Origin of the sequence: Cronobacter turicensis, from assembly GCF_041222865.1 — a bacterium.
Taxonomy (GTDB): Bacteria; Pseudomonadota; Gammaproteobacteria; order Enterobacterales; family Enterobacteriaceae; genus Cronobacter; species Cronobacter turicensis.
The window spans coordinates 3710853-3736510 of the sequence record NZ_CP165997.1 but is presented as its reverse complement, the minus strand read 5'-3'; the positions used below and the strand labels follow the sequence as shown (position 1 = coordinate 3736510).

The following is a 25658-nucleotide window of genomic DNA, read 5'->3' as shown; positions in this document are numbered from 1 at the left end:
CACAGAAGATTGATTATGACGTTGTCTCCTTATTTGCAAGAGGTGGCCAAGCGCCGCACTTTTGCCATCATTTCGCACCCGGACGCCGGTAAAACGACGATCACTGAAAAGGTGCTGCTGTTCGGACAGGCGATTCAGGTCGCCGGTACGGTGAAAGGCCGCGGATCCAACCAGCATGCCAAATCGGACTGGATGGAAATGGAAAAGCAGCGTGGGATTTCTATTACCACCTCCGTGATGCAGTTCCCTTACCATGACTGTCTCGTTAACCTGCTGGACACCCCGGGCCACGAAGACTTCTCGGAAGATACCTACCGCACGCTGACGGCGGTGGACTGCTGCCTGATGGTTATCGATGCCGCAAAAGGCGTTGAGGATCGCACCCGTAAGCTGATGGAAGTCACCCGTCTGCGCGACACGCCGATCCTGACCTTCATGAACAAACTCGACCGTGACATCCGCGATCCAATGGAGCTGCTGGATGAAGTGGAAAATGAGCTGAAGATCGCCTGCGCGCCGATCACCTGGCCGATTGGCTGCGGCAAACTCTTTAAAGGGGTTTACCACCTTTATAAAGACGAAACCTACCTGTACCAGACCGGTCAGGGTCATACCATTCAGGAAGTCCGCATCGTTAAAGGGCTGGACAACCCGGAGCTGGACCAGGCCGTCGGCGACGAGCTGGCCGCGCAGCTGCGCGACGAGCTGGAGCTGGTGAAAGGCGCCTCGCATGAGTTCGACCGTGAATTGTTCCTGAGCGGTGAAATCACCCCGGTATTCTTCGGGACCGCGCTCGGCAACTTCGGCGTCGATCATATGCTGGATGGTCTGGTGGAGTGGGCGCCTGCGCCGATGCCGCGTCAGACCGATGGCCGTGTGGTTGAGGCGAGCGAAGAGAAGTTCTCCGGTTTCGTGTTTAAAATTCAGGCCAACATGGACCCGAAACACCGCGACCGCGTGGCATTCATGCGCGTGGTGTCCGGTCGCTATGAGAAAGGCATGAAGCTGCGCCAGGTGCGTACCGGTAAAGATGTGGTTATCTCCGACGCGCTAACCTTTATGGCGGGCGACCGCTCGCACGTGGAAGAAGCCTACCCGGGCGATATTATCGGTCTGCACAACCACGGCACCATTCAGATTGGCGACACCTTTACGCAGGGTGAATCCATGAAGTTCACCGGTATCCCGAACTTCGCCCCGGAACTGTTCCGCCGTATCCGCCTGAAAGATCCGCTCAAACAGAAACAGCTGCTGAAAGGGCTGGTTCAGCTGTCGGAAGAGGGCGCGGTGCAGGTGTTCCGTCCGCTTTCCAACAACGATCTGATTGTCGGCGCGGTCGGTGTGCTGCAGTTTGATGTCGTCATGTCGCGTCTTAAGAGCGAATACAGCGTTGAGGCGATTTACGAATCGGTCAACGTGTCGACGGCCCGTTGGGTGGATTGCGACGACGCGAAGAAATTCGAAGAGTTTAAGCGTAAGAATGAGATCCAGCTGGCGCTGGACGGCGGCGATAACCTGACCTACATCGCGCCGACCATGGTCAACCTCAACCTGACGCAGGAACGTTACCCGGATGTAACCTTCCGTAAAACACGCGAGCACTAATCCCCTTCAGGACGCGGCCAGCCCGCGTCCTGTCTCGTTTCCCCGCCCTTTTTCCGCGATGCGGAATGTTCTTAAATTCCTGCTTTCTCAGCTGTTTTGGCGTTTTTTCCCGCCGTTTGCCAGGCGTTTTTGCGAAGCTGATCTATATTTAACACTGTGATGACAACGTCGTCGGGATGAAATGCCGCTAAGTGCTTCTCATCAGGTGATTAATCATCATAAACGTTAATATTGCCATATTAATAACTGAGTTTTCGCAAGGTAACGGCTGACTGTCTGACTAACCCTCTGATAATGCCTTGCCGGTACGGCGCGAATAACTCATCAGCGGGGCTTATGCCTGCTGTTAGGAAAAGCCGCTGACGTGGCGGCTTGCGGCTCAAATTCTGAGCAAACCACAGGAACGAATCGATGAACAAGACTAAGATTTCAAAAACTCTGCTGGCTGTTGTGTTGGGTTCTGTCATGGCGTCCTCTTCTGCATTCGCAGAAAACTCCGCCGTTGAAAGCACCAAATCTACCGCGGATAGCGCAGGGCAAAAAATCGATAGCTCTATGAATAAAGTCGGTAACTTCATGGACGATAGCGCCATCACCGCTAAAGTTAAAGCGGCGCTGGTAGATGACGAACAGATTAAGAGCACCGACATCTCTGTGAAAACCGAGAAAAGCGTAGTGACGCTGAGCGGCTTTGTGGAAAGCCAGGCCCAGGCCGAGGAAGCGGTGAAAATCGCCAAAGGCGTTGAGGGCGTCGCTTCTGTAAGCGACAAGCTGCACGTACGCGACGGTAAAGACAAGTCGGTGAAAGGTTATGCGGGCGACGCGGGCACCACCAGCGAAATTAAAGCGAAACTGCTGGCGGATGACATCGTCCCTTCGCGTAATGTGAAAGTCGAAACCACCGACGGTGTGGTGCAGCTTTCCGGTAACGTCGAGTCTGAAAAACAGTCTCAGCGCGCCGAAAGCATCGCAAAAGCAGTTGATGGCGTGAAAAGCGTCAAAAATGATTTAAAAGTGAAGTCGTAACAGGCAAGCCCCTCTCCTGGTTTGCGCCGGGAGGGAAGGTAAGCACTATCAGCTGGATGACACCGCCAGTGGACGCTGCGTTCATTAAGAAGCGGTATAAAGATTAACTATGGTAAAGGAGAGTCTTATGTTTCGTTGGGGCATTATCTTTCTGGTTATCGCGTTGATTGCGGCCGCTCTGGGCTTTGGTGGCCTGGCAGGCACCGCAGCAGGCGCAGCGAAAATCGTATTTGTTGTGGGTATTATTCTGTTCCTGGTTAGCCTTTTTATGGGCCGTCGACGCCCATAGTGTGATAAAAAGATAACTGACAGACGGCAAAGCCAGTCCTTGTGACTGGCTTTGCTGGTTTATGGCATCATAAAACGTTCGCGCGGCGCGCGACGATAAAACAGGAAAGCAGGGTGGGACAACGTATTCCCGTAACGCCAGGCAGCATAGCGCCTCTGGCGGTGAAACCGTTTCGTCCCGGCAAGCTGGCTATCGTCTGTGAAGGTGGCGGTCAGCGCGGGATCTTTACAGCCGGCGTGCTGGATGAATTCATGCGCGCGCAATTCAACCCGTTCGATTTCTTTCTCGGCACGTCTGCCGGGGCGCAAAACCTCTCAGCGTATGTCTGTAACCAGCCCGGTTATGCCCGGCGCGTTATCACCCGCTTTACCACCTCTCGCGATTTCTTCGATCCGGTGCGCTTTGTGCGCGGCGGCAATCTTATCGATCTCGACTGGCTCACCGAAGCCACCGCCGCCCGTATGCCGCTTCAGATGGGCAACGCGATGCGGCTTTTCGATGCCGGAAAAGCGTTTTATATGTGCGCGTGCCGTCGCGATGACTACGCCCCCGGCTATTTCGCGCCGCAGGAAAATGACTGGCTTGATATTATTCGCGCCTCCAGCGCCATTCCTGGCTTTTATCGTCCAGGCGTGGATATTGACGGCGTGAATTACTTTGACGGCGGCGTCAGCGATGCGATCCCGGTGCGGGAGGCGGCGCGCCTCGGCGCCACGACGCTGGTGGTTATCCGCACCGTACCGTCGCAGATGTACTACACGCCGCAGTGGTTTAAACGCATGGAACGCTGGCTTACCGACAGCAGTCTGCAACCGCTGCTTAATCTGGTGCAGCACCATGAAACCACTTACCGCGAGATTCAGGAATTTATCGAAAACCCGCCTGGCAAGCTGCGCATTTTTGAAATCTCTCCACCTCGCGCGCTCACCAGCATGGCGCTCGGCAGCCGTCTTCCGGCGCTGATGGAAGATTACAAACTGGGGCGTCTGTGCGGGCGCTATTTCCTCGCCACCGTGGGCAAACTGATGGTGAGCAAGCCGCCGCTGCGCCGCTACGGTACGCCGCCGTTAGTCCCGGTCGCTGAACCGGCCGTGGTTGCCGCGGCGGCGGACGTGCTGATGCCTATCGTACCGGAGACGACTATCGTGGTGCCGCCCGCGACCGTCGCCAATGACGCGCTCGACGCGCCGCTGGTGAAAGCCGAGCAGGCGAACGACGCGACGTTCAACGATGAGGATCTGGCATGATGCGACGCTTTATCGACACCCATTGCCATTTCGATTTTCCGCCGTTTACCGGCGCTGAGACAGAAAGCCTGGCGCAGGCCGCCTCGGCGGGCGTGGAACATATTATCGTACCCGCCATTGAGGCCGCGCGATTTGCGACGGTGCTGGAGCTTGCGGCGCGTTACCCGGCGCTGTGGGCGGCTATTGGTTTGCATCCCATCGTCATCGGCAACCATAACGACGCCAGTCTGGCGCTGCTGGAGCATCATCTGCAACAGCAGGCGGATAAGCTGGTCGCCATCGGCGAGATCGGGCTCGATCTCTATATGGAAAATCCGCTGTTTGAGCGCCAGGAGGCGATTCTGGACGCGCAGTTGCGTCTCGCGAAACGCTATGATCTGCCGGTGCTCCTGCATTCGCGCCGCACCCACGATAAACTCGCGATGCGCCTTAAGCGTCACGCGCTGCCCTGTACCGGCGTGGTGCATGGGTTTGCGGGCAGCCTGCAACAGGCGCAGCGCTTTGTGGATCTCGGCTACCGCATCGGCGTCGGCGGCACCATTACCTACCCGCGCGCGCAAAAGACGCGCGACGTCATGGCGCAACTGCCGCTTTCTGCGCTGTTGCTGGAAACCGACGCGCCGGATATGCCGCTGAACGGCTGGCAGGGTCAGCCGAACCGCCCCGAGCGAGTTAACGGCGTGTTTGACGCGCTTTGCGAACTGCGTCCCGAGCCGCCCGATGTCATCGCCCATACCCTCCTTGAAAACACCCGCGCGCTCTTTCCACGCCTCAAAATGTGACCGACGGTCCACGCTTGCTTAAAAAAGCGTAAAGCGTCTGGATTTCAGGCGATTCCCTGTCGTTAAATCGCCGCGCCTGCGCGCGCGGGACAACATAATTCACTCATTACACAGGGATACTGTATGCAAATATTGATGGGGCTGGTGGGGATGCTGGCGCTGCTGCTGATAGCGGTCGCACTCTCCAGTAACAGAAAAGCGATTAATCTGCGCACCGTGGTGGGCGCCTGGCTGATTCAGATAGCCATCGGCGCGCTGGTGCTCTATGTGCCTGCGGGGCGCAAAGTGCTGCTGGCGATGTCCGAAGGCGTGGCGAACGTTATCGCTTACGGCAACAGCGGCATCTCGTTTCTCTTTGGCGGGCTGGTGTCGGACAAAATGTTCGAGGTGTTTGGCGGCGGCGGGTTTATCTTCGCGCTGCGCGTCCTGCCGGTTATTGTCTTTTTCTCCTCGCTTATTGCGGTGCTCTATTACCTCGGCATTATGCAATTAGTTATCCGCCTGCTGGGCGGCGCGCTGCGCAAAGTGTTGAAAACGTCCCGAACCGAATCGCTCTCGGCGACCGCCAATATTTTTGTTGGTCAGACCGAGGCGCCGCTGGTGGTGCGCCCTTACATCGCCACGATGACCCGCTCTGAACTCTTCGCGGTCATGTGCGGCGGCCTGGCGTCTGTGGCGGGCTCGGTACTGGCGGGCTACGCCCAGATGGGCGTGCCGCTGGAATATCTGATTGCCGCGTCCTTTATGGCCGCACCAGGCGGCCTGCTGTTCGCCAAAATCATTATCCCTGAAACAGAAACCCCGCACGACGCGCCGCATCTGGACGCCGCGCAGCACGATCCTGACCGTCCGTCGAACGTGCTGGACGCCGCCGCCTCCGGCGCATCCGCCGGGATGCAGCTGGCGCTTAACGTCGGCGCGATGCTGCTGGCGTTTGTGGCGCTTATCGCGCTGCTTAACGGCATGCTCTCGGGTATCGGCGGCTGGTTTAATCACCCGGAGCTGTCGTTGCAGCTGATCCTCGGCTGGGTGTTCTCGCCGGTAGCCTGGCTGATTGGCGTGCCGTGGGATGAAGCGATGGTCGCAGGTTCGTTTATCGGCCAAAAGCTCATCATCAACGAATTCGTGGCGTATATGAATTTTGGCGAATACCTGAAAGAGGACGCCGCAGTGGCGGCGGCGGGCTTACAGGTCCTCTCCGATCACACCAAAGCGATTATCTCTTTCGCACTGTGCGGATTTGCTAACCTTTCTTCTATCGCCATCCTGATTGGCGGGCTGGGCAGCATGGCCCCCAACCGCCGTCACGAAGTCGCGCAGCTTGGGCTGAAGGCCGTGGCGGCCGGTACGCTCTCTAACCTGATGAGCGCGACGATTGCCGGACTGTTTCTGGCGCTGTAGTCTTGTGTGAAAATGTTATTATTTTCACATTTTCTGTAACGCTCAGGCTGGCTTCGCGCCAGCCTTTTTATTTTCTGCGCGTGATTCTGACTGTCATAATGTTGTGTTAATCACATATAATGGCGCAAAGTATGCAATCCTTACTTTGTAATTTGTGAAACAAGACACAAAATCAGACTGCCTGTGAGTGTTAGAATTTTAACATTGATAGCAATGATGTGCGGTGAGAAGGATCTCAGCGTGACGGCGGACGACGCCGCTCTTCTTCATGGAACCACGACCGCTCCAACGTGTTGAGTTTCTCACCCGAGATGCATTTTTTTGTTGGAGAAAGTTATGACCGATTTAACCAAAAGCAGCCTGCGTGCGCTGCAGCTGATGGACCTCACCACCCTGAATGACGACGACACCAATGAAAAAGTGATCGCCTTATGTCATCAGGCCAAAACCCCGGTGGGCAACACCGCCGCGGTCTGTATCTATCCGCGCTTTATCCCGATCGCCCGTAAAACCCTGAACGAACAGGGTACGCCGGATATCCGTATCGCCACCGTGACCAACTTCCCGCACGGCAATGATGATATCGATATCGCGCTGGCGGAAACCCGCGCGGCTATCGCCTACGGCGCAGACGAAGTGGACGTGGTCTTCCCGTACCGCGCGCTGATGGCGGGCAATGAGCAGGTCGGTTTTGACCTGGTGAAAGCCTGTAAAGACGCCTGCGCGGCGGCCAACGTGCTGCTGAAAGTGATTATCGAAACCGGCGAGCTGAAAGAAGAGGCCCTGATTCGCAAGGCGTCTGAAATCTCCATCAAAGCGGGCGCTGATTTCATCAAAACCTCAACCGGTAAAGTGTCGGTGAACGCGACGCCTGAAAGCGCGCGCATCATGCTGGAAGTGATCCGCGATATGGGCGTTGCGAAAACCGTTGGCTTTAAACCAGCAGGCGGCGTGCGTACGGCGGAAGACGCGGCCAAATATCTGGCGGTCGCGGATGAACTGCTGGGCGCCGACTGGGCCGATGCCCGTCACTACCGCTTTGGCGCGTCCAGCCTGCTGGCGAGCCTGCTTCAGGCGCTCGGCCACGGCGATGGCAAAAGCGCCAGCAGCTACTAAGCCGCGTTATGCCTGATGACGTTTCGCGCATCAGGCCAACCGATTCACCGGGCGGGGGCTTCGCGCCACCCGCCATCGTTCTTCCTTATTCACGGGGGGTACCGTGTTCCTCGCTCAAGAAATAATTCGTAAAAAGCGCGACGGCCATGCGCTCAGCGACGAAGAGATCCGCTTCTTTATTAACGGCATTCGCGATAACACCGTGTCCGAAGGCCAGATCGCCGCGCTGGCGATGACGATTTTCTTTCACGACATGACAATGCCGGAGCGAGTTTCGCTGACGATGGCGATGCGCGATTCCGGCACCGTGCTGGACTGGAAAAGCCTGAACCTTAACGGCCCGGTCGTGGATAAACATTCCACCGGCGGCGTGGGCGACGTGACCTCGCTGATGCTCGGCCCGATGGTCGCGGCTTGCGGCGGGTACATCCCGATGATTTCCGGGCGCGGACTGGGCCACACCGGCGGCACCCTCGATAAACTGGAAGCGATCCCGGGGTTTGATATTTTCCCGGACGACAATCGCTTTCGCGACATTATTAAAAATGTGGGCGTGGCGATTATCGGCCAGACCAATTCGCTGGCGCCTGCGGATAAACGGTTTTACGCCACGCGCGACATCACTGCGACCGTCGATTCAATTCCGCTGATCACCGCCTCGATCCTCGCGAAAAAACTCGCGGAAGGGCTGGATGCGCTGGTAATGGACGTGAAAGTGGGCAGCGGGGCGTTTATGCCGACCTATGCGCTGTCTGAAGCGCTGGCGCAGGCGATCGTCGGGGTGGCGAACGGCGCGGGCGTGCGCACAACCGCGCTGCTGACCGATATGAACGAAGTCCTGGCCTCCAGCGCCGGTAACGCGGTGGAAGTGCGTGAAGCGGTGCGGTTCCTGACCGGCGATTACCGCAACCCGCGTCTTCTTGAAGTGACCATGGCGCTGTGCGTCGAGATGCTGCTCTCCGGCGGGCTTGCGAAAGACGAGAGTGAGGCGCGCGCGAAACTGCAACAGGTGCTGGATAACGGCCAGGCGGCGGAAATTTTCGGGCGTATGGTGGCGGCGCAAAACGGCCCGGCGGATTTTGTCGACAACTACGATCGTTATTTGCCGGCGGCCACGCTCAGCAAAGCGGTCTATGCCGACCGTTCCGGCTTTGTCACTCAGATGGATACCCGCGCGCTGGGCATGGCGGTCGTGGCCATGGGCGGCGGTCGTCGTCAGGCGTCTGACAGCATTGATTACAGCGTCGGCCTGACCGATATGGCGCGCCTGGGCGAGCAGGTTGATGGCGAGCGTCCGCTGGCCGTTATCCACGCGAAGAGCGAAGCAAGCTGGCAGGAAGCGGCGGCAGCCGTTAAAGCGGCCATTCATGTTGACGATACGGCGGCGAAAGCGTCACCGGTTGTCTATCGCAGAATCAGCGAATAAGTGGCATACTGATCTGATCACTTTTTTACAGCGCAATAGGTACGGAGAAAATATGAAACGTGCATTTATTATGGTGCTGGACTCCTTTGGTATTGGCGCAACGGAAGACGCGGAACGCTTCGGCGACGCGGGTTCTGACACCCTTGGGCATATCGCCGAGGCCTGCGCCAAAGGTGAAGCAGACATCGGCCGTAAAGGTCCGCTGCATCTGCCGAATCTGACGAAGCTGGGCCTTGCGAAGGCGCATGAAGGCGCCACTGGCTTTATTCCTGCCGGGATGGACGGCAATGCGGAAATCACCGGCGCTTACGCCTGGGCGCATGAGCTTTCATCCGGTAAAGACACGCCGTCCGGCCACTGGGAAATCGCCGGCGTGCCGGTCCTGTTTGACTGGGGTTACTTCACCGACGAGAAAAACAGCTTCCCACAGGAACTGCTCGACAAGCTGGTGGAACGCGCGAACCTGCCGGGTTACCTCGGTAACTGCCACTCCTCCGGGACGGTGATTCTGGACGAGCTGGGCGAAGAGCACATGAAAACCGGCAAGCCGATTTTCTATACCTCCGCCGACTCCGTTTTCCAGATTGCCTGCCATGAAGAGACATTTGGCCTGGACAGACTTTACGAGCTGTGCGAAATCGCGCGTGAAGAGCTGACTGAAGGCGGCTATAACATTGGCCGTGTTATCGCGCGTCCGTTTGTCGGCGACAAAGCGGGCAACTTCCAGCGTACCGGCAACCGTCACGACCTGGCCGTTGAGCCGCCGTCGCCGGTCGTGCTGAAAAAGCTGGTGGATGAGAAGGGCGGTCACGTGGTGTCTGTCGGTAAAATCGCAGATATCTACGCCAACATGGGTATCACCAAAAAAGTGAAAGCCACCGGGCTGGATGCGCTGTTTGACGCCACCATCAAAGAGATGAAAGAAGCGGGCGACAACACCATCGTCTTCACGAACTTCGTGGACTTTGACTCCTCCTGGGGCCATCGCCGCGATGTCGCGGGCTACGCGGGCGGCCTTGAGCTGTTCGACCGCCGCATGCCGGAGCTGCTGGAGCTGGTCGGCGAAGATGACATCATCATCTTTACGGCTGACCACGGCTGCGACCCGACCTGGAAAGGCACTGACCATACCCGTGAGCACATTCCGGTACTGGTTTACGGCCCGAAAGTGAAACCGGGCTCGCTGGGTCACCGCGATACCTTCGCGGATATCGGTCAGACCGTCGCCAAATACTTTGGCTTGTCTGACATGGACTACGGCAAAGCGTTATTTTAACTGACCCTGGTCAGTTTGCAGGCCGGGTGGGCTGCCGCCGCCCGGCTACATAAAAGACTAAAAAAGGAAACAGAGATGGCAACCCCACATATTAACGCTGAGATGGGCGATTTCGCGGACGTTGTGCTGATGCCGGGCGACCCGCTGCGTGCGAAACACATCGCAGAAACGTTCCTGGAAGACGTGCGCGAAGTGAACAACGTGCGCGGCATGCTGGGTTTCACCGGGACTTACAAAGGCCGTAAGATTTCCGTCATGGGCCACGGCATGGGTATCCCGTCCTGCTCTATTTACACCAAAGAGCTGATCACCGATTTTGGCGTGAAGAAAATCATCCGCGTGGGCTCCTGCGGCGCGGTACGCGCAGACGTTAAGCTGCGCGACGTGGTTATCGGCATGGGCGCGTGCACCGATTCCAAAGTGAACCGTCTGCGTTTTAAAGATCACGATTTCGCGGCCATCGCGGATTTCGACATGGTGCGTAACGCGGTAGACGCGGCGAAAGCGCTGGGCGTTGATGCGCGCGTGGGCAACATCTTCTCTGCCGACCTGTTCTATACGCCGGACCCATCTATGTTCGACGTGATGGAAAAATACGGCATCCTGGGCGTGGAAATGGAAGCGGCAGGCATTTACGGCGTGGCGGCGGAATTCGGCGCGAAAGCGCTGACCATCTGCACCGTGTCCGACCATATCCGTACCCACGAGCAGACCACCGCGGCAGAGCGTCAGACCACGTTTAACGACATGATCAAGATTGCGCTGGAATCCGTGCTGCTGGGCGATAAAGAATAAGTTTTCGCGTGTTTAAAATGAAAGAAGAGGGCGCCGCGGCGCCCTTTTTTATTGGGCGTCGTCGGTCAGTTGAAGCTTTGGAGCGGCGGGTGCGCTGCGCTTACCCGCCCTACGTGCAGAAAGAACTATTTTTTCGTAGGGTGGGTAAGCGAAGCGCACTCACCAGGGATTCAGGGTTGTCGGTTTGTAGGGTGGGTAAGCGAAGCGCACCCACCAACAGCAGCTTACCGCACCGCCTGCGCCATCCACGCGCCCACTTCGTGGAGTTCCGCGGCCTGGGCGGGAAACTCGCTCGCTAACGCCTCGCAGGCCTGCTGTAACGCACCGGCCTGATATACGCAGCCCTGTAGCCGGTTCGCCAGCGCCTCCAGCGGCGCCGGGTTCAGGCTGTCGGTAAAAAGCTGCGTGCGGGTGATATGCCCTTTTTCCACGTCGAAATGCAGCTCCACGCCGCCCCAGACAAACCGTTCGTCCAGTTGATGCGTGAAGGCGGGCGCCTGGCCGAAATTCCACTCCCAGCTGCTCTGGCGGGCGAACGTCTCGGCAAAGCCTGGCAGATCCGGGAACGCGTCGGGCGATATAACCTCGGCGGCCACCCGCTCGCCGTAATACGTAAAAAACGCCTCCGTCGCGGCGTCGCAGATTTGCGCATGCGTCACGCCGGGTTTGAGATCGTTAATATTAGCGACGCGCCCGCGCACGGAGGTGATCCCCTTCGCCTGGAGCTTTTTCTTATCCGGGTTCAGGTAATTCGCGAGCCGGCTCAAATCGGCGTTCAGCAGCAGCGTGCCGTGGTGAAAGCCGCGATCCATCGTCTCGCGGTAGGCTGAGCCGGAAATTTTGCGCGGCCCTTCGGCGGTTTCCACCACCAGATCGTTGCGCCCGGAGGCCGTTGCCGGAATGCCAAGCTGCGCCAGCGCGTTAATGACAATCGTCGTGGAGACGCTTTTGTCATACTCCGGTTTGCCCGCCATAAAGGTAAAACAGGTATTGCCGAGATCGTGGAACACCGCGCCGCCGCCGCTGCTGCGCCGCGCCAGCCGGACATTATCTTCCTCCATCCGGCGGGTGTTGCACTCTTTCCACGGGTTCTGCGCCCGGCCAATTACGACGGTATCGGCGTTGCGCCAGAGGAACAGCACGCGCTGGGTGGCAGGCATCTGGCGGAAGATGCACTCTTCCACCGCCAGGTTAAACCAGGGATCGTAAGAATCGGAAATAAGCAGGCGTAAAGAGGACACAGGCGTTTTCCCTAAAGCATTGAAGAACGCCCATTATATCATGCGGCGTCAGGCGCGTTTGTCATCCACAGGCGTCTCAGGCTCACTCTCTTCTTCCGGTACGGATTTGCTGGCGGTGAGCAGGAACGGCGACTGTTGCCAGCGGGTACGTTTGCCCTGAAGCAGCGTGCGAGTCAGCACGATGCCGATAGCGAGCGCCAGCAGCATCATCAGGCGCAGAATATTGGTGGTGTTATCCACCTGGCGCGCTTCGGTCGGCAGGCTGTGGGTGTCGAGCGTGAGCCGCAGGTAACCCACCGGGCCGCTTTTATCCTGCACCGGCTGGACAATCTGCTGGTTAAAATAGCTGCCCGCTTTTTTGCCGTCGAGCGCCAGTCGGTCGCGCACGTTCACGCCTTCGCCCGCGCGGGCGATCAGTTCGCCCTGCTGGTCATACACGCTGGCGTCCAGGATGCGGCTCTCTTCGGTGAGCTGGCTGAGGATAGCGCCGACGCGTTTTTCATCCGGGTTTTCGCCCTTAATCAGCGGAACCAGGCTGTAGCTGACCTGGCGGGCCAGCGTGCGGGCGAGCTCTTCCATCTGGATATTGCGCGATTGCTGATGGCTCTGGCTAAACCAGGACGCGCCCTGCATCAGCGCCACCAGCAGCGCCAGACAGATAAGTACAATCACTGCGCGATGCAGCCGAAATTTGAGTTTTGCCCGGGCCATAAAGTACCTGCTTAAATTTTGAAGCTTAATGTTGCCAGAAGCGCTGCAGACAAGGTAGCCTCATGCGTTGTTTTGTCCCGCCCCGATACTATTTACAGGAGCCTGAATGCCGAACAGTCTTACCTGGTGCGACCTGCCAAACGAGGTCTCCCTCTGGCCTGGATTGCCCCTTTCTTTAAGCGGTGATGAAGTCATGCCGCTGGATTATCACGCAGGCCATAGCGGCTGGCTCCTGTACGGACGGGGTTTAAATAAGCAAAGTCTGACCCAATATCAGCACAAGCTCGGCGCGGCGATGGTTATCGTTAACGCGTGGTGCGTGGAAGATTATCAGGTGATCCGCCTTGCGGGCTCGCTGACGCCGCGCGCGACGCGGCTGGCGCATGATTCAGGCCTCGACGTCGCGCCGCTTGGCAAAATTCCGCATCTGAAAACGCCGGGCCTGCTGGTGATGGATATGGATTCCACCGCTATCCAGATTGAATGCATTGATGAAATCGCAAAACTTGCCGGTACGGGCGATGAAGTGGCGGACGTCACCGAGCGCGCCATGCGCGGCGAGCTGGATTTCGCGGCCAGTCTGAAAGCGCGCGTCGGCACGCTGAAGGGCGCAAGCGCCGATATCCTGCGCCAGGTGCGCGACGTGCTCCCTCTAATGCCTGGACTGACCTCGCTGGTGCTGAAGCTGCATTCGCTGGGCTGGAAAGTGGCGATCGCCTCCGGCGGTTTTACGTTCTTCGCGCAATATCTGCAGGACAAACTTCACCTGGACGATGTGGTCGCCAATGAACTGGCGGTGGAAAACGGCGTCTTTACCGGTGACGTGACCGGCCAGATTGTCGACGCCCAGTTTAAGGCGCAGACCCTGCAACGCCTGGCTGAAAAATATGAGATCCCGACGGGCCAGACCGTCGCGATTGGCGATGGCGCCAACGACTTGCCGATGATCCAGACGGCGGGGCTGGGAATCGCCTATCACGCTAAACCGAAAGTGAATGAAAAGACGGAAATTACTATCCGTCACGCTGACCTGATGGGGGTTTTCTGTATCCTTTCAGGCAGCCTTAACCAGAAATAAAGAGGTAAAAGGTGGCGAAAGCTCCAAAACGCGCATTTGTCTGTAACGAATGTGGTGCGGATTATCCGCGCTGGCAGGGGCAGTGCAGCGCCTGTCATGCCTGGAATACCATCACGGAAGTGCGCCTCGCCGCCTCGCCGCAAGCGGCGCGCAATGAACGGCTTTCCGGCTACGCGGGCAACGCGGGCGTAGCCAAAGTCCAGAAACTGTCGGATATCAGCCTTGAGGAGCTGCCGCGTTTCTCCACCGGCTTTAAAGAGTTCGACCGGGTGCTGGGCGGCGGCGTGGTGCCGGGCAGCGCCATTCTGATTGGCGGCAACCCCGGCGCCGGGAAATCGACGCTGCTGCTGCAAACGCTCTGTAAGCTCGGCGAGCAGATGAAAACGCTCTACGTCACCGGCGAGGAGTCGCTGCAACAGGTGGCGATGCGCGCGCATCGTCTCGGCCTGCCTACCACTAATCTCAACATGCTCTCGGAAACCAGCATTGAGCAGATCTGCCTTATCGCGGAAGAAGAGCAGCCGAAACTGATGGTGATCGACTCCATTCAGGTTATGCACATGGCCGACGTTCAGTCGTCGCCAGGCAGCGTCGCGCAGGTGCGTGAAACCGCCGCCTACCTGACGCGCTTTGCGAAAACCCGCGGCGTGGCGATTGTGATGGTCGGCCATGTGACTAAAGACGGTTCGCTGGCGGGCCCGAAAGTGCTGGAGCACTGTATCGACTGTTCCGTCCTGCTGGACGGCGACGCCGATTCGCGTTTTCGTACGCTGCGCAGCCATAAAAACCGTTTTGGCGCTGTGAATGAGCTCGGCGTCTTCGCTATGACGGAGCAGGGGCTGCGCGAAGTCAGCAACCCGTCGGCGATTTTCTTAAGCCGTGGCGATGAAGTGACTTCCGGCAGCTCGGTCATGGTCGTCTGGGAAGGAACGCGCCCGCTGCTGGTGGAGATCCAGGCGCTGGTGGACCATTCGATGATGGCGAACCCGCGGCGCGTGGCGGTGGGCCTTGAGCAGAACCGTCTGGCGATCCTGCTCGCCGTGCTGCACCGTCACGGCGGTTTGCAAATGGCGGATCAGGATGTGTTCGTCAACGTGGTCGGCGGGGTGAAAGTGACCGAAACCAGCGCCGACCTGGCGCTGCTGCTGGCGATGGTATCGAGCCTGCGCGACCGGCCGCTCCCACAGGATCTGGTAGTGTTTGGCGAGGTGGGCCTCGCGGGTGAAATTCGTCCGGTGCCGAGCGGCCAGGAACGTATTTCCGAGGCGGCGAAGCACGGTTTCCGCCGCGCCATCGTTCCCGCCGCCAACGTGCCGAAAAAGGTGCCGGAAGGCATGCAAATTTTCGGCGTGAAAAAGCTGGCGGATGCGCTGGCCGTTTTTGACGACCTATAATCATTAAACCACTGTTTTCTGGCGGGTAGCGCATGGCTTACCCGCCTTTCGTATTTTATCGATCCGGCACGCTCATTCAGCAGGAGGCTCTTGTGTCATCATTCGATTATCTCAAAACCGCGATCCGTCAAAAAGGCTGCACGTTACAGCAGGTAGCGGATGCCAGCGGCATGACCAAGGGCTATTTAAGCCAGCTTCTTAACGCCAAAATCAAAAGCCCGAGCGCGCAAAAGCTCGAAGCGCTGCACCGTTTTCTGGAGCTGGAGTTCCCGCGCCGCCAGAAACGCGTCGGCGTGGTGTTCGGCAAGTTTTATCCGCTGCATACCGGCCATATCTATCTTATCCAGCGCGCCTGTAGCCAGGTTGATGAGCTGCATATCATCATGGGCTATGACGAAAAGCGCGACCGCACGCTGTTTGAAGAGAGCGCGATGTCGCAACAGCCGACCATCAGCGACCGTCTGCGCTGGCTGTTGCAGACCTTTAAATACCAGAAAAACATCCGCATTCACGCCTTTAACGAAGAGGGCATGGAGCCGTATCCGTACGGCTGGGACGTCTGGAGTGAAGGCATCAAAGCGTTTATGGAAGAGAAGGGGATCGAACCTGACTCCATCTATACCTCCGAAGAGGCCGACGCGCCGCAGTATCGCGAACATCTCGGCATCGAGACCGTGATTATCGACCCGAAACGTACCTTTATGAATATCAGCGGCGCGCAGATCCGCGCTAACCCGTTCCGCTACTGGGAATACATTCCTACCGAAGTGAAACCGTTCTTTGTGCGTACGGTGGCGATTCTGGGCGGTGAATCGAGCGGGAAATCGATGCTGGTGAACAAGCTCGCCAATATTTTCAATACCACCAGCGCCTGGGAATATGGCCGCGATTACGTGTTTTCGCACCTCGGCGGCGATGAGATGGCGCTGCAATATTCCGATTACGACAAGATCGCGCTCGGTCATGCGCAATATATTGATTTTGCCGTGAAATACGCTAACAAAGTGGCATTCATCGATACCGATTTCGTGACCACGCAGGCGTTTTGCAAGAAGTATGAAGGGCGCGAGCATCCGTTCGTGCAGGCGCTGGTGGATGAATACCGCTTCGACCTGGTTATCCTGCTGGAAAACAATACGCCATGGGTGGCGGACGGGTTAAGAAGCCTCGGCAGTTCGGTGGATCGCAAAGAATTCCAGTCGCTGCTGGTGTCGATGCTGGAAGAGAACAATATCGAGTATGTGCATGTCGAGGAGCCGGATTACGACTCGCGTTTTCTGCGCTGCGTGGAGCTGGTGAAGCAGCTGATGGGCGAGCAGGCGTAGCGGGCGGTTGTTTTTAGGGGATGGTGGGTGCGCTGCGCTTACCCACCCTACAAACTACGTTTTGGTGATACCGGTGTGGTAGGGCGGGTAAACGACGTGCACCCGCCGAGGGTGTGAATGTTCAAAGGTGGGTGCGCTGCGCTTACCCACCCTACAAACTACGAGCAGAGAGTCGGTGTAGGGCGGGTAAACAAAGAGCACCCGCCGGGGGTGCCGTCATTAAAATTCCACGACCACTTTGCCGCGCATATGGCCTTCCAGCACCTTCTGATGCGCCTTGCTGATGCTCTCAACGCTCAGGCCGTGGAAGGTCTCGCTCAGCGCGCTCTCCACTTCGCCTGCATCCACCAGCGTCGCCACTTCATTGAGGATCTCGCCCTGGCGTGCCATATCGGCGGTCTGATACATGCTGCGGGTGTACATGAACTCCCAGTGCAGCGCGGCGGATTTTGACTTCAGCGCATCCTGATCCAACGGGTGCGCATTCTCCACGATGCTGCAAATATGCCCCTGCGGCGCGATAAGCTGGCTCACGGCCGCCCAGTGACCGTCGGTATCATTCAGAATGAAAATAAAATCGACATATTTAACCCCCTCTTTTGCAAGCTCACCCGGCAGATCGCGATAGTTCACCACCAGATCCGCGCCGCGATCGCGGCACCACTGCGCGGAATCTTCACGCGAGGCGGTGGCGATAATTTTTACCTTGCTGTGCAGACGCGCGAACGGAATGGCAAGCGAACCCACGCCGCCTGCGCCGCCGATAATCAGCAGCGTCTTGTCTTCACCCGCATCCTGAATCGCCAGGCGCTCGAATAAGCCTTCCCAGGCGGTCAGCGCCGTCAGCGGGATAGCGGCCGCCGCGGCCCACGAAAGCGTGCGCGGTTTATGCCCCACGATGCGGGAATCGATCAACTGATGGCTGGTGTTGCTGCCAGAGCGGGTGATATCCCCGGCGTAATAGACTTCATCGCCAGGTTTAAAACCGCTGACCTTGCTGCCGATGGCTGTCACCACGCCGCTGGCGTCCCAGCCCAGCACGCGCGGCTCCTGCAAGCCGTTCTTCTGCAGGCTCGCATGCACTTTCGTATCCACCGGGTTGATGGAAACCGCTTTGACTTCTACCAGCAGATCATATTCGCCCGGCTGAGGCATCGGCTGGGTTATCTCAATAAAGTGTTGCGGGGCTTGCGGGTTAACGGCAATCGCTTTAACAGACATGTCAGGTTCCTTCGGTGTGTTCAGAGAAGTATGTGTTGACTGTAGTCTATGCATGCCGCAGGAGGGTGATAAGATGGACAATCCAGAACGGCGTGTTCGTGAGAGATGAACAATCATGTTTAAGCAACTGCAGGATATGGCGCTTTTCGCGCTGGTCGCGGAGACGGGCAGCTTCACGGCGGCGGCGCAGAAAGCGGGCTTGCCGAAATCCAGCGTCAGCCAGCGCATCAGTCAGCTTGAGGCGCATGTCGGGTTGCGGCTGCTTAATCGCACCACGCGCACGCTAAGCCTGACGTTTGCGGGTGAGCACTATCTGGTGCATTGCCGTGAAATGCTTGATGCCAGCGAACGCGCCGATCTCGCCGTGCAGCGCCTGCGTGACAACCCCAGCGGCAGGTTGCGTATCACCAGCCCCGCAGGTATCGGTGCGACGCTATTAGCGCGCATGAACGCCGAGTTTCTCGCCAGATACCCGGATATCACGCTGGAAGTGTTTATCTCCGACGACGTGCGGGATCTCGTCATGGAAGGGTTTGACGTGGCGCTGCGTACCGGTAAACCGCAGGATTCTTCGCTGATTGGCCGCAAGATTGGCCACTGCCCGCGTTACTTGCTCGCCTCGCCTGCTTATCTGGCGCAGCATCCGCCGCTGACGCACCCGGCGCAACTGGCGGAGCACCGGGTTATTGTTCACCGTGCCTGGACAGAGTGGCTGCTCCAGCGCGACCGCGAGCTTTACCGCTGTCTCCTGAATCAGATGCACCAGACCGATAATCTTCTCTATGCCCGGGAAAGCGCGCTGGCGGGGGCGGGTGTGACGCTGCTGCCCGCTTTTTTACTGGATGACACGCTCAAACAAGGTGCGCTTATCAATATTCTGCCTGAATGGACTGTCACCGGTAACGACCTCTATCTGGTCTATCCGGGGCGCAAACTCAACGCCCCCGCGCTGGTCAGCTATATCAACTTCGCACTGGAATATGAAGGTGTGGCTCAGTTTTACGATAAATTATCGGGTTTTGTCTCAAAATAAATCTTTTTTATTATTTAATATATAAAAATAGATAAATGAAAAAGCATCAAAAATTAACCCCTCCAAAAAAAGAAACACACTATAAGTTATTTATGGGGATAATGCTTTGTGATATTTTACGCACATAAATTATTGTCACACACTTCTATTGCCGCAATGATAATTGCGAAAAATGAATCATTGCATTTCATTTTTATCGCTTATGAGTGCATAGGCGGTTACGTATATGTTGCTGTTATTTATTTCTGCTGGCGAGGGTGTATTCCACAAAGCTATGGGTATATCCCATAGCGGTAGCCTGTTCACAGCACTAAACCCAGGATTTTTTATGAAAAGGCATGGGCTGGATGTCCAGCGCGCCACTGTGCTGGCGCTATTTTTAAGAGAGATAAAAACGCGGTTTGGCAAGTTCCGTCTGGGCTACTGCTGGGCGCTGCTTGAGCCGTTACTGCATCTTGCCATCCTGCTGTTTGTGCTGGATTTCGTGATGGAGCGGACGCTGCCGGATATCTCATTCCCCGTCTTTCTATTAAGCGGTATTATTCCCTATTTTATTTTCAGTCATATTACGGGTCGTTCTATTAATGCCATTGAGGCGAACCAGGGGCTTTTTAATTATCGCCCGGTAAAACCCATTGATACGATCATTGCGAGAACGTTACTGGAAGCAGGGATTTATATCGTCGTTTATCTGGTGCTGCTCGCTCTGCTGGCGGTGGCGGGTGAGGCGTTTACCTGTTCGCACCTGTTAATCCTGTTCAGCGTCTGGTGTTGTCTGGTGATTTTTTCCTTCGGCGCCGGGCTAATTTTTATGGTCATCAGTAGCGCCTTTCCGGAGGCCGAAAAATTTCTGCCGCTGCTGACGCGCCCGCTCTATTTCATCTCCTGCGTGATGTATTCACTCAATACTATTCCTCAGGAGTATCAACGCTGGGTCGCGTGGAACCCACTGGTGCATGTGGTAGAGCTGACGCGTGAATCGCTGGCGACAAGCTATGAGAGTGAGGGCGCGAGTCTGACGTATCTTGCCGTCAGCACGCTGGTTGTGCTCTTTACCGGCCTCGCGCTTTATCGTCATCAGGAAGAGGCGATGCTCACCTCATGATCGCTATCGAAAATCTCACTAAATCGTACCGCACGCCGGCTGGGCGGCATTATGTCTTTAAGGATCTCAATCTGACGCTGCCGTCTGGTAAGAGCATCGCGCTGATTGGCCGTAACGGGGCGGGGAAATCCACGCTGCTGCGCATGATTGGCGGCACGGATAACCCGGACCATGGGCGAATCGTCTCCAGCGCGTCGATCTCCTGGCCGGTCGGGCTGGCGGGTGGTTTTCAGGGCAGCCTCACCGGGCGCGAAAATGTGAAATTCGTGGCGCGGCTATACGCCGCTAAAGACGAAGTGCGGCAAAAAGTCGCGTTCGTGGAGGAATTCGCCGAGCTCGGAAAATATTTTGATATGCCGGTGAAAGCCTACTCTTCCGGTATGAAAGCGCGTCTCGGGTTCGGGCTGAGCATGGCTTTCCGGTTTGATTACTATCTGGTGGACGAAGTGACCGCTGTGGGCGACGCGAGCTTTCGTAAAAAATGCGAAACGCTGTTCGAGGAGCGCTACCGCGAATCCTGTTTTTTAATGGTGTCGCATAATCTCAATTCGCTAAAACAGTACTGCGATGCGGCGGTGTTTATAGGCCGGGAAAATCACGTGCATTTTTACGACAGCGTTGATGATGCCATTGACGCGTATAAAGCTCAGGAGAACCTGTAAACATGCGCTACAGTAAAATCAAAAAACTGCTTACATCACCTGGCCTGTTCTTACGGGATTACCTCCTTAAAAAACATCCGCTCATTCTTAATGAAATAAACTGCCCGGTAACGGAAGAGAACGTGCTCATCAGGCACGATCTTGCCCTTGAAAACATGAATGATGTCACCTTCCCGGTAGACGTGGTTTTTACCTGGGTGGATAACAACGACGGCCAGTGGCGCAAAAAATTCGAGCAGTACTGGCAGCCACGACATGCAGAGCCTGGTATTGACCATGATTCAGCCCGCTTCAACAACCATAACGAAATCTTTTATTCAGTACAGAGCGTACTAACGTTTATGCCCTGGGTGCGGCGGATATATATTGTTGTCGACGGGCATTCACTCCCGTGGGCTGAAAAAATCGACAAGATAAAAATGGTGTCTCATCAGGAGATTATTCCTGAATGTTATTTGCCGACATTTAATTCCCACGTTATCGAAGCGCATTTAGATGCAATTCCAGGGCTCGCTGAACACTTTATTTACTTTAATGATGACGTCTTTGTCGCACGAACGCTCCCGGCTGGCCACTTTTTCAAAGGCAACGGCCTGGCTTCGCTTTTTATGGCCAGCAAGAGCCTGACGGCAATGGCGGGGCGTGGGCGAAAGACCTCTGCCTTATGCGCATCATTCAATTCCAGGGCGCTACTTTCTGAGGACACTGGTTTTGCACCGGATGTGCCGCTGGCGCATACATACGTTCCACTGCGTAAAAGCGTTTTTACCGAAGCCCGACAGCGATACGGCAAGCGTATTCGCGCCTTTTTGCCCTGTAAATTCAGAAGCGACATTGATTTGAATTTGCCTACCTTTCTGGTCCCCTGGCTTACCTATGCCATGGGCCTGGCCGTACCTGCGAGAGATATCTGTTACTACTTTAACGTTCGCTCGCCTGCCGCGAGGACGCACTATCGCGCGCTGATTAATGGGCAGCAGAAGGGCGTTACGCCTCACTCCTTTTGTGCCAATGATTTTTCTTCACGTAACAGAAGCACCCGGAATTATCAGGATCAATTGATTGCAATGCTGGAAACTTATTTTGAAAATGGAACTCACAAGGATGTTTAATAACAAACTTCGCAAGCTGGTAAGGGACCCCAAACTGTTCTTCAGCGATATGGCAGCCAATCAGGCGCGTAAATTAGGCAAATTCAGGTTCAAAAAAGAAGATGGTCACTATGGCTATACCGTCGTTTCGGCCGTGTATAACGTGAGCGCTTTTCTGGATGATTACTTTGAAGGCTTTGTCAGACAACGTCTGAACTTTAAGAAACATATCCAGTTGATCCTGGTCGATGATGGCTCAACCGATAGCTCTGCGGAGATAATTAAACGCTGGCAGAAGAAATACCCGCATAACATTACCTATATATATCAGGAAAATGCCGGGCAATCTGCCGCGCGTAATAACGGGTTACAGCATGTCACGACAGAATGGGTGACATTTATCGATCCGGATGATTTTGTTGATGTGAATTACTTTTACAACCTTGATAGCTTCCTTTATCAGCATCAGGATAAAGATATTAAAATGGTGGGTTGTAATACCATCATGTTTTATGAAGCTAAAAATCAGTATAAAGATGCGCATCCTTTAGGCTTTAAATTTAAAAAAGGTAATTTGCTGGTGCCGCTTTGTAGCATGGAAAAGGAGATCCAGCTGTCAGCCAGTACGGCGTTTTTTCGCACAGATATCATTGTCTCGAAAGATGTCTGTTTTGACGCCAGGGTTAAGCCTAATTTTGAGGACGCCCATTTTGTTGCGCGTTATCTGCAAGGCGATCAAGCCGGTCATGCCGCCTTCCTGGAACATTCAAAATATTATTACCGTAAGCGTGAGGATGGTTCGTCTACGCTGGATACGTCATGGACTAAAAAAGAGCGCTTTCTGAATGTTCCGGAATATGGTTATCTCGATATTTTAAAAAATTACCATGACAACGATGGTTCAGTGCCCGTAAATATACAAAGAACGGTTATTTATGAGATTGTCTGGTATCTGAAATGGCTGACTAATCATGGCGAGCGCTGCGCTTTTTTGACGGCGGATGAAAAACGCCGTTTTCTTAGCAAGCTCAGAGAAATATTCGCGTACCTGGATAAAAGTACGATTATGAATTTCGAGCTTGCCGGCGCATGGTTCTTTCAGAAAATAGCAATGCTTTCGTTCTTTAAAGGCCTACAGCCGGATGCACAAATCGTCTATATAGAAAAGTACGATCCGTATAAACATATGGTTCAGCTTCGCTATTTTACCCACACGCCAGGTCTTGAACAGATTACCGTTGATGGCCGTGACGTTATTCCGGCATACGCAAAAACTATCCGCCATGATTTTATGGATGAAACGTTGATCCTGGAGCGGCGCTTGTGGGTCGCGCTGGGTGACGCGCAGCAAATCAATATTTCCGTTTCGCAACTGCCAACACGTCTTTCATTAGGCGGTAAACAATATAAAGATGGCGTTAATGTCATTAATATAAAAAATTATTTTTCTGGAATAATGCCTAAATATGAAAAGAAAAGTGAATATCATGATGCATGGATTTTTATAGATCGGGATACTCAGGCTGATGATAATGCAGAGCATCTTTATCGCTATGTTAATAATAACTATCCTGAAAGGAAAATTTTCTTTGCTTTAAAGAGAGAATCGCATGATTGGGAACGTCTTCAAAACGAAGGGTTTAACTTAATTGATTTCGGTTCATTTGAGCACGCCCTTGCCTTAGGCTCGTGCAGTAAAGTCATTAGTTCTCATGCAAATCATTATGTTACTAATTTGCTTGGGCCGAAGATGCTTGCTGGAAGACACTTTGTTTTTTTACAGCATGGAGTCATCAAAGACGACCTTTCCTCTTGGTTGAATACCAAGGATGAAATTGATTGTTTTATCACTTCTTCTCAGGCTGAGTACTATTCAATAGTTGAGGATTTGACAAAATATAATTACTCTAAGAAAGATGTCTTTTTGACCGGCTTGCCTCGGCATGATGTTCTTATTAAAAACAAAAATATTGCGGAAAAACTAATAGTTATTATGCCGACGTGGAGGCAAAATATTGTTGGTAAAGTGCTTGGCGATGGAGATGAGCGTGCCATAAATCCATTGTTTATGGAGAGCGATTTCGCATTACGTTGGAAAAGTGTTTTACATTCAGCGTTGCTAGCGGCATATGCAAATCAATATGGCTATCGTGTGGTATTCTTCCCACACTTCAATATACTTCCTTATTTGGATTTTTTCGATGCGCCAGATTTTATCGAGATTGTTACTCATGGTTCTGGAAGTATTCAGGGGTTATTTAAACGAGCCTCTTTAATGATTACGGACTATTCATCGGTGGCTTTTGATATGGCGGTGCAAAATAAACAAAGCATATATTATCAATTTGATTCTAAGGAGTTTTTTGCGGGGCATGTCTATTCCAAAGGCTACTTCGATTATCGCAAACATGGTTTTGGTCCGGTGGTGGAAACTGAAAAAGAGTTGTTTAAAGAGCTGAATACATTATTAAAAAACAATGCTCTGCCGTCGGCGAAAATCCTCAAGCGTATCAACGAGACTTTTCCGTTCCGCGATGGCCTTAACTGCGAACGTACCTATCAGGCCATCGCCTCACTGGATGCGCCGTTACCTGAAGGCTTTGCCGATAAAGCTATCTATCAACAATACGCACAACAGGCTGCGGTAGCTCGTCGCTGGGCGCTTGCCGAAACACGCTGGCAGGCTTATCTGGCGCTTGCGCTCACGCAGGATGAAGACGCACAAGGCTGTGCAGGGCTTGCCGAGGCGCTACGTAAACAGGGCAAAACGGTCGCGGCGCGTAGTGTCATCAACGGCTGGTATGAGCGTCATCTAAAGCAGCGCCATACCGCACTTTCCGCAAGCCTCGCCCTGGTGGAAATGGCCGAGCACCACTGGCAGCAGGCGGCGTTTTACTGGCAAGAGGCAGGCGAGGCGACGCTTGATAATAACCGTTATTGTTATTGCCTGTATCGCAGCGGCCAGGCTGCCGTGCTGGAGGCGTTATGTAAGAAAGCCCGCCCTGCGGCTGGTTTCAGCTATGCCCGGTTCTGTTTACTGTTGGCGAAGCAAAAGTGGGCTGAAGGGGTTGCTTATGTAGATGAGCAGGGCGTTGATGTGACCTCAACAGAAAGCCTCGAGAATAAGCTCCTGATTACGCTGTCTTATTGTTATCAGCAGCTGAATAAACTCAACGACGCTCATCAGTGCCTGGTGAAGTATGAGAAATACATCGAAAACGATCCGCAGTGTCGTCTGAAAATCGCCCGTCTCGCCTTTTTGCGCCAGAACTGGGAGAAAATCCTCACCCAGCTGAATAAAGCCAGCGCGGATATCGATCATCTCCCGGATGAGCATCTCTATTACTACGGCGTGGCGCTGCTGCGCACCGGTAAATATAAAGAGATGTATACGCTTTTTGGTACGCTGAATGAGGCGTTAAAAAATGACGTGCGGTTCCTGAAAATTTATGCACAGGCATGCCTGGCCCTGAAAAAAACTGGGGAAGCGATTACCCTTGTTGAGGCCCGGAATAAACCAGACGATGAATTCTGTCTGATCTACGCGGAAGCCTTAAAAGAGGCCGGCCGCTTTAGCCAGGCGCTGTCGGTCGTTCGTAATAAAATCAGCAGTTATAACCAGAAAACGTGGATGCTCCGGTGCGAACTCGCCCAGCTCTGTGAGGACTGGGACGATGCCTATGAATGCTGGCTGAGTCTGTTACGCCATTACCCGCAGAACATGCCAGCCAATTCGGCGGAAAAATTGCAGAATCTGCGGCTACTGCGTGAGTTTTCCGTTAAATCGGATGTTTAACCATAAATACTAATAATTTAAAAACAGGCGCGATGGCT

21 protein-coding genes are annotated in these 25658 nt (G+C 54.9%); 18 read left to right on the top strand and 3 right to left on the bottom strand.

Translation table 11 applies throughout. The annotated features are described in order from the left end of the window. Nucleotides 1-15 precede the first annotated feature (15 nt). From prfC to deoD, 10 genes are all read left to right on the top strand, one after another. The gene (prfC, locus tag AB8W27_RS17805) at nt 16-1605 is read left to right on the top strand and encodes a peptide chain release factor 3 (protein WP_012815183.1); all 1590 of its coding nucleotides are present in this window, start codon (nt 16-18) and stop codon (nt 1603-1605) included. 411 nt (nt 1606-2016) lie between these two features. Further along, the gene (osmY, locus tag AB8W27_RS17800) at nt 2017-2631 is read left to right on the top strand and encodes a molecular chaperone OsmY (RefSeq protein WP_041923159.1); all 615 of its coding nucleotides are present in this window, start codon (nt 2017-2019) and stop codon (nt 2629-2631) included. Between the two features lie 127 nt (nt 2632-2758). Then, a complete protein-coding gene (locus AB8W27_RS17795) occupies nt 2759-2920 on the top strand; it encodes a DUF1328 domain-containing protein (protein ID WP_002437547.1) in 162 nt (53 codons plus the stop codon). Between the two features lie 113 nt (nt 2921-3033). Then, nucleotides 3034-4167: a patatin family protein gene (locus AB8W27_RS17790; protein WP_041923160.1), complete on the top strand. Its 1134-nt coding sequence runs from the start codon at nt 3034-3036 to the stop codon at nt 4165-4167. Continuing rightward, complete coding sequence (locus tag AB8W27_RS17785) at nt 4164-4949, top strand: metal-dependent hydrolase (RefSeq protein ID WP_012815186.1); 786 nt, start codon at nt 4164-4166, stop codon at nt 4947-4949. The genes AB8W27_RS17790 and AB8W27_RS17785 overlap by 4 nt, the downstream gene beginning before the upstream one ends. Before the next feature lie 123 nt (nt 4950-5072). Then, nucleotides 5073-6350, top strand: coding sequence for a NupC/NupG family nucleoside CNT transporter (locus tag AB8W27_RS17780; protein ID WP_007767246.1), 1278 nt, complete (start codon nt 5073-5075; stop codon nt 6348-6350). Between the two features lie 336 nt (nt 6351-6686). Beyond that, complete coding sequence (gene deoC, locus AB8W27_RS17775; protein ID WP_012815189.1) at nt 6687-7466, top strand: deoxyribose-phosphate aldolase; 780 nt, start codon at nt 6687-6689, stop codon at nt 7464-7466. A 103-nt stretch (nt 7467-7569) separates the two neighbouring features. After that, complete coding sequence (gene deoA, locus AB8W27_RS17770; protein WP_012815190.1) at nt 7570-8892, top strand: thymidine phosphorylase; 1323 nt, start codon at nt 7570-7572, stop codon at nt 8890-8892. 52 nt (nt 8893-8944) lie between these two features. Then, complete coding sequence (deoB, locus tag AB8W27_RS17765) at nt 8945-10168, top strand: phosphopentomutase (RefSeq protein WP_007767258.1); 1224 nt, start codon at nt 8945-8947, stop codon at nt 10166-10168. A 75-nt stretch (nt 10169-10243) separates the two neighbouring features. Next, a complete protein-coding gene (gene deoD / locus AB8W27_RS17760) occupies nt 10244-10963 on the top strand; it encodes a purine-nucleoside phosphorylase (RefSeq protein WP_007767260.1) in 720 nt (239 codons plus the stop codon). Between the two features lie 224 nt (nt 10964-11187). Here the strand turns inward: deoD and lplA are convergent, their stop codons facing one another. Then, complete coding sequence (lplA, locus tag AB8W27_RS17755) at nt 11188-12204, bottom strand: lipoate--protein ligase LplA (protein WP_012815191.1); 1017 nt, start codon at nt 12202-12204, stop codon at nt 11188-11190. A 48-nt stretch (nt 12205-12252) separates the two neighbouring features. Further along, nucleotides 12253-12915 carry a YtjB family periplasmic protein gene (locus AB8W27_RS17750; protein WP_012815192.1) on the bottom strand — a complete coding sequence of 221 codons (663 nt, stop codon included), beginning with the start codon at nt 12913-12915 and terminating at the stop codon, nt 12253-12255. Between the two features lie 106 nt (nt 12916-13021). Here AB8W27_RS17750 and serB point away from each other — a divergent pair, with 106 nt between their 5' ends. The 3 genes from serB (at nt 13022) to nadR (ending at nt 16712) form a co-directional block, all read left to right on the top strand. Next, nucleotides 13022-13993, top strand: a complete 972-nt coding sequence (serB, locus tag AB8W27_RS17745; RefSeq protein WP_041923161.1) for a phosphoserine phosphatase — start codon at nt 13022-13024, stop codon at nt 13991-13993. An 11-nt stretch (nt 13994-14004) separates the two neighbouring features. Further along, complete coding sequence (radA, locus tag AB8W27_RS17740) at nt 14005-15387, top strand: DNA repair protein RadA (protein ID WP_012815194.1); 1383 nt, start codon at nt 14005-14007, stop codon at nt 15385-15387. 92 nt (nt 15388-15479) lie between these two features. Next, nucleotides 15480-16712: a multifunctional transcriptional regulator/nicotinamide-nucleotide adenylyltransferase/ribosylnicotinamide kinase NadR gene (gene nadR / locus AB8W27_RS17735; protein WP_041923162.1), complete on the top strand. Its 1233-nt coding sequence runs from the start codon at nt 15480-15482 to the stop codon at nt 16710-16712. Between the two features lie 219 nt (nt 16713-16931). Here the strand turns inward: nadR and AB8W27_RS17730 are convergent, their stop codons facing one another. After that, nucleotides 16932-17933 carry a zinc-binding alcohol dehydrogenase family protein gene (locus tag AB8W27_RS17730; RefSeq protein ID WP_041923163.1) on the bottom strand — a complete coding sequence of 334 codons (1002 nt, stop codon included), beginning with the start codon at nt 17931-17933 and terminating at the stop codon, nt 16932-16934. Between the two features lie 115 nt (nt 17934-18048). Here AB8W27_RS17730 and AB8W27_RS17725 point away from each other — a divergent pair, with 115 nt between their 5' ends. The 5 genes from AB8W27_RS17725 (at nt 18049) to AB8W27_RS17705 (ending at nt 25620) form a co-directional block, all read left to right on the top strand. Next, complete coding sequence (locus AB8W27_RS17725) at nt 18049-18966, top strand: LysR family transcriptional regulator (RefSeq protein WP_012815197.1); 918 nt, start codon at nt 18049-18051, stop codon at nt 18964-18966. Nucleotides 18967-19294: 328 nt separating this feature from the next. Next, nucleotides 19295-20071 (top strand): ABC transporter permease, encoded by a 777-nt coding sequence (locus AB8W27_RS17720; RefSeq protein WP_041923164.1) that lies wholly within the window; start codon nt 19295-19297, stop codon nt 20069-20071. Next, nucleotides 20068-20733, top strand: coding sequence for an ABC transporter ATP-binding protein (locus AB8W27_RS17715; protein WP_012815199.1), 666 nt, complete (start codon nt 20068-20070; stop codon nt 20731-20733). The genes AB8W27_RS17720 and AB8W27_RS17715 overlap by 4 nt, the downstream gene beginning before the upstream one ends. A gap of 2 nt (nt 20734-20735) precedes the next feature. After that, on the top strand, nt 20736-21845 hold the full coding sequence (locus AB8W27_RS17710) for a stealth family protein (RefSeq protein WP_012815200.1): 1110 nt from the start codon (nt 20736-20738) through the stop codon (nt 21843-21845). Continuing rightward, a complete protein-coding gene (locus tag AB8W27_RS17705) occupies nt 21838-25620 on the top strand; it encodes a CDP-glycerol glycerophosphotransferase family protein (RefSeq protein WP_012815201.1) in 3783 nt (1260 codons plus the stop codon). The genes AB8W27_RS17710 and AB8W27_RS17705 overlap by 8 nt, the downstream gene beginning before the upstream one ends. Nucleotides 25621-25658 lie beyond the last annotated feature (38 nt).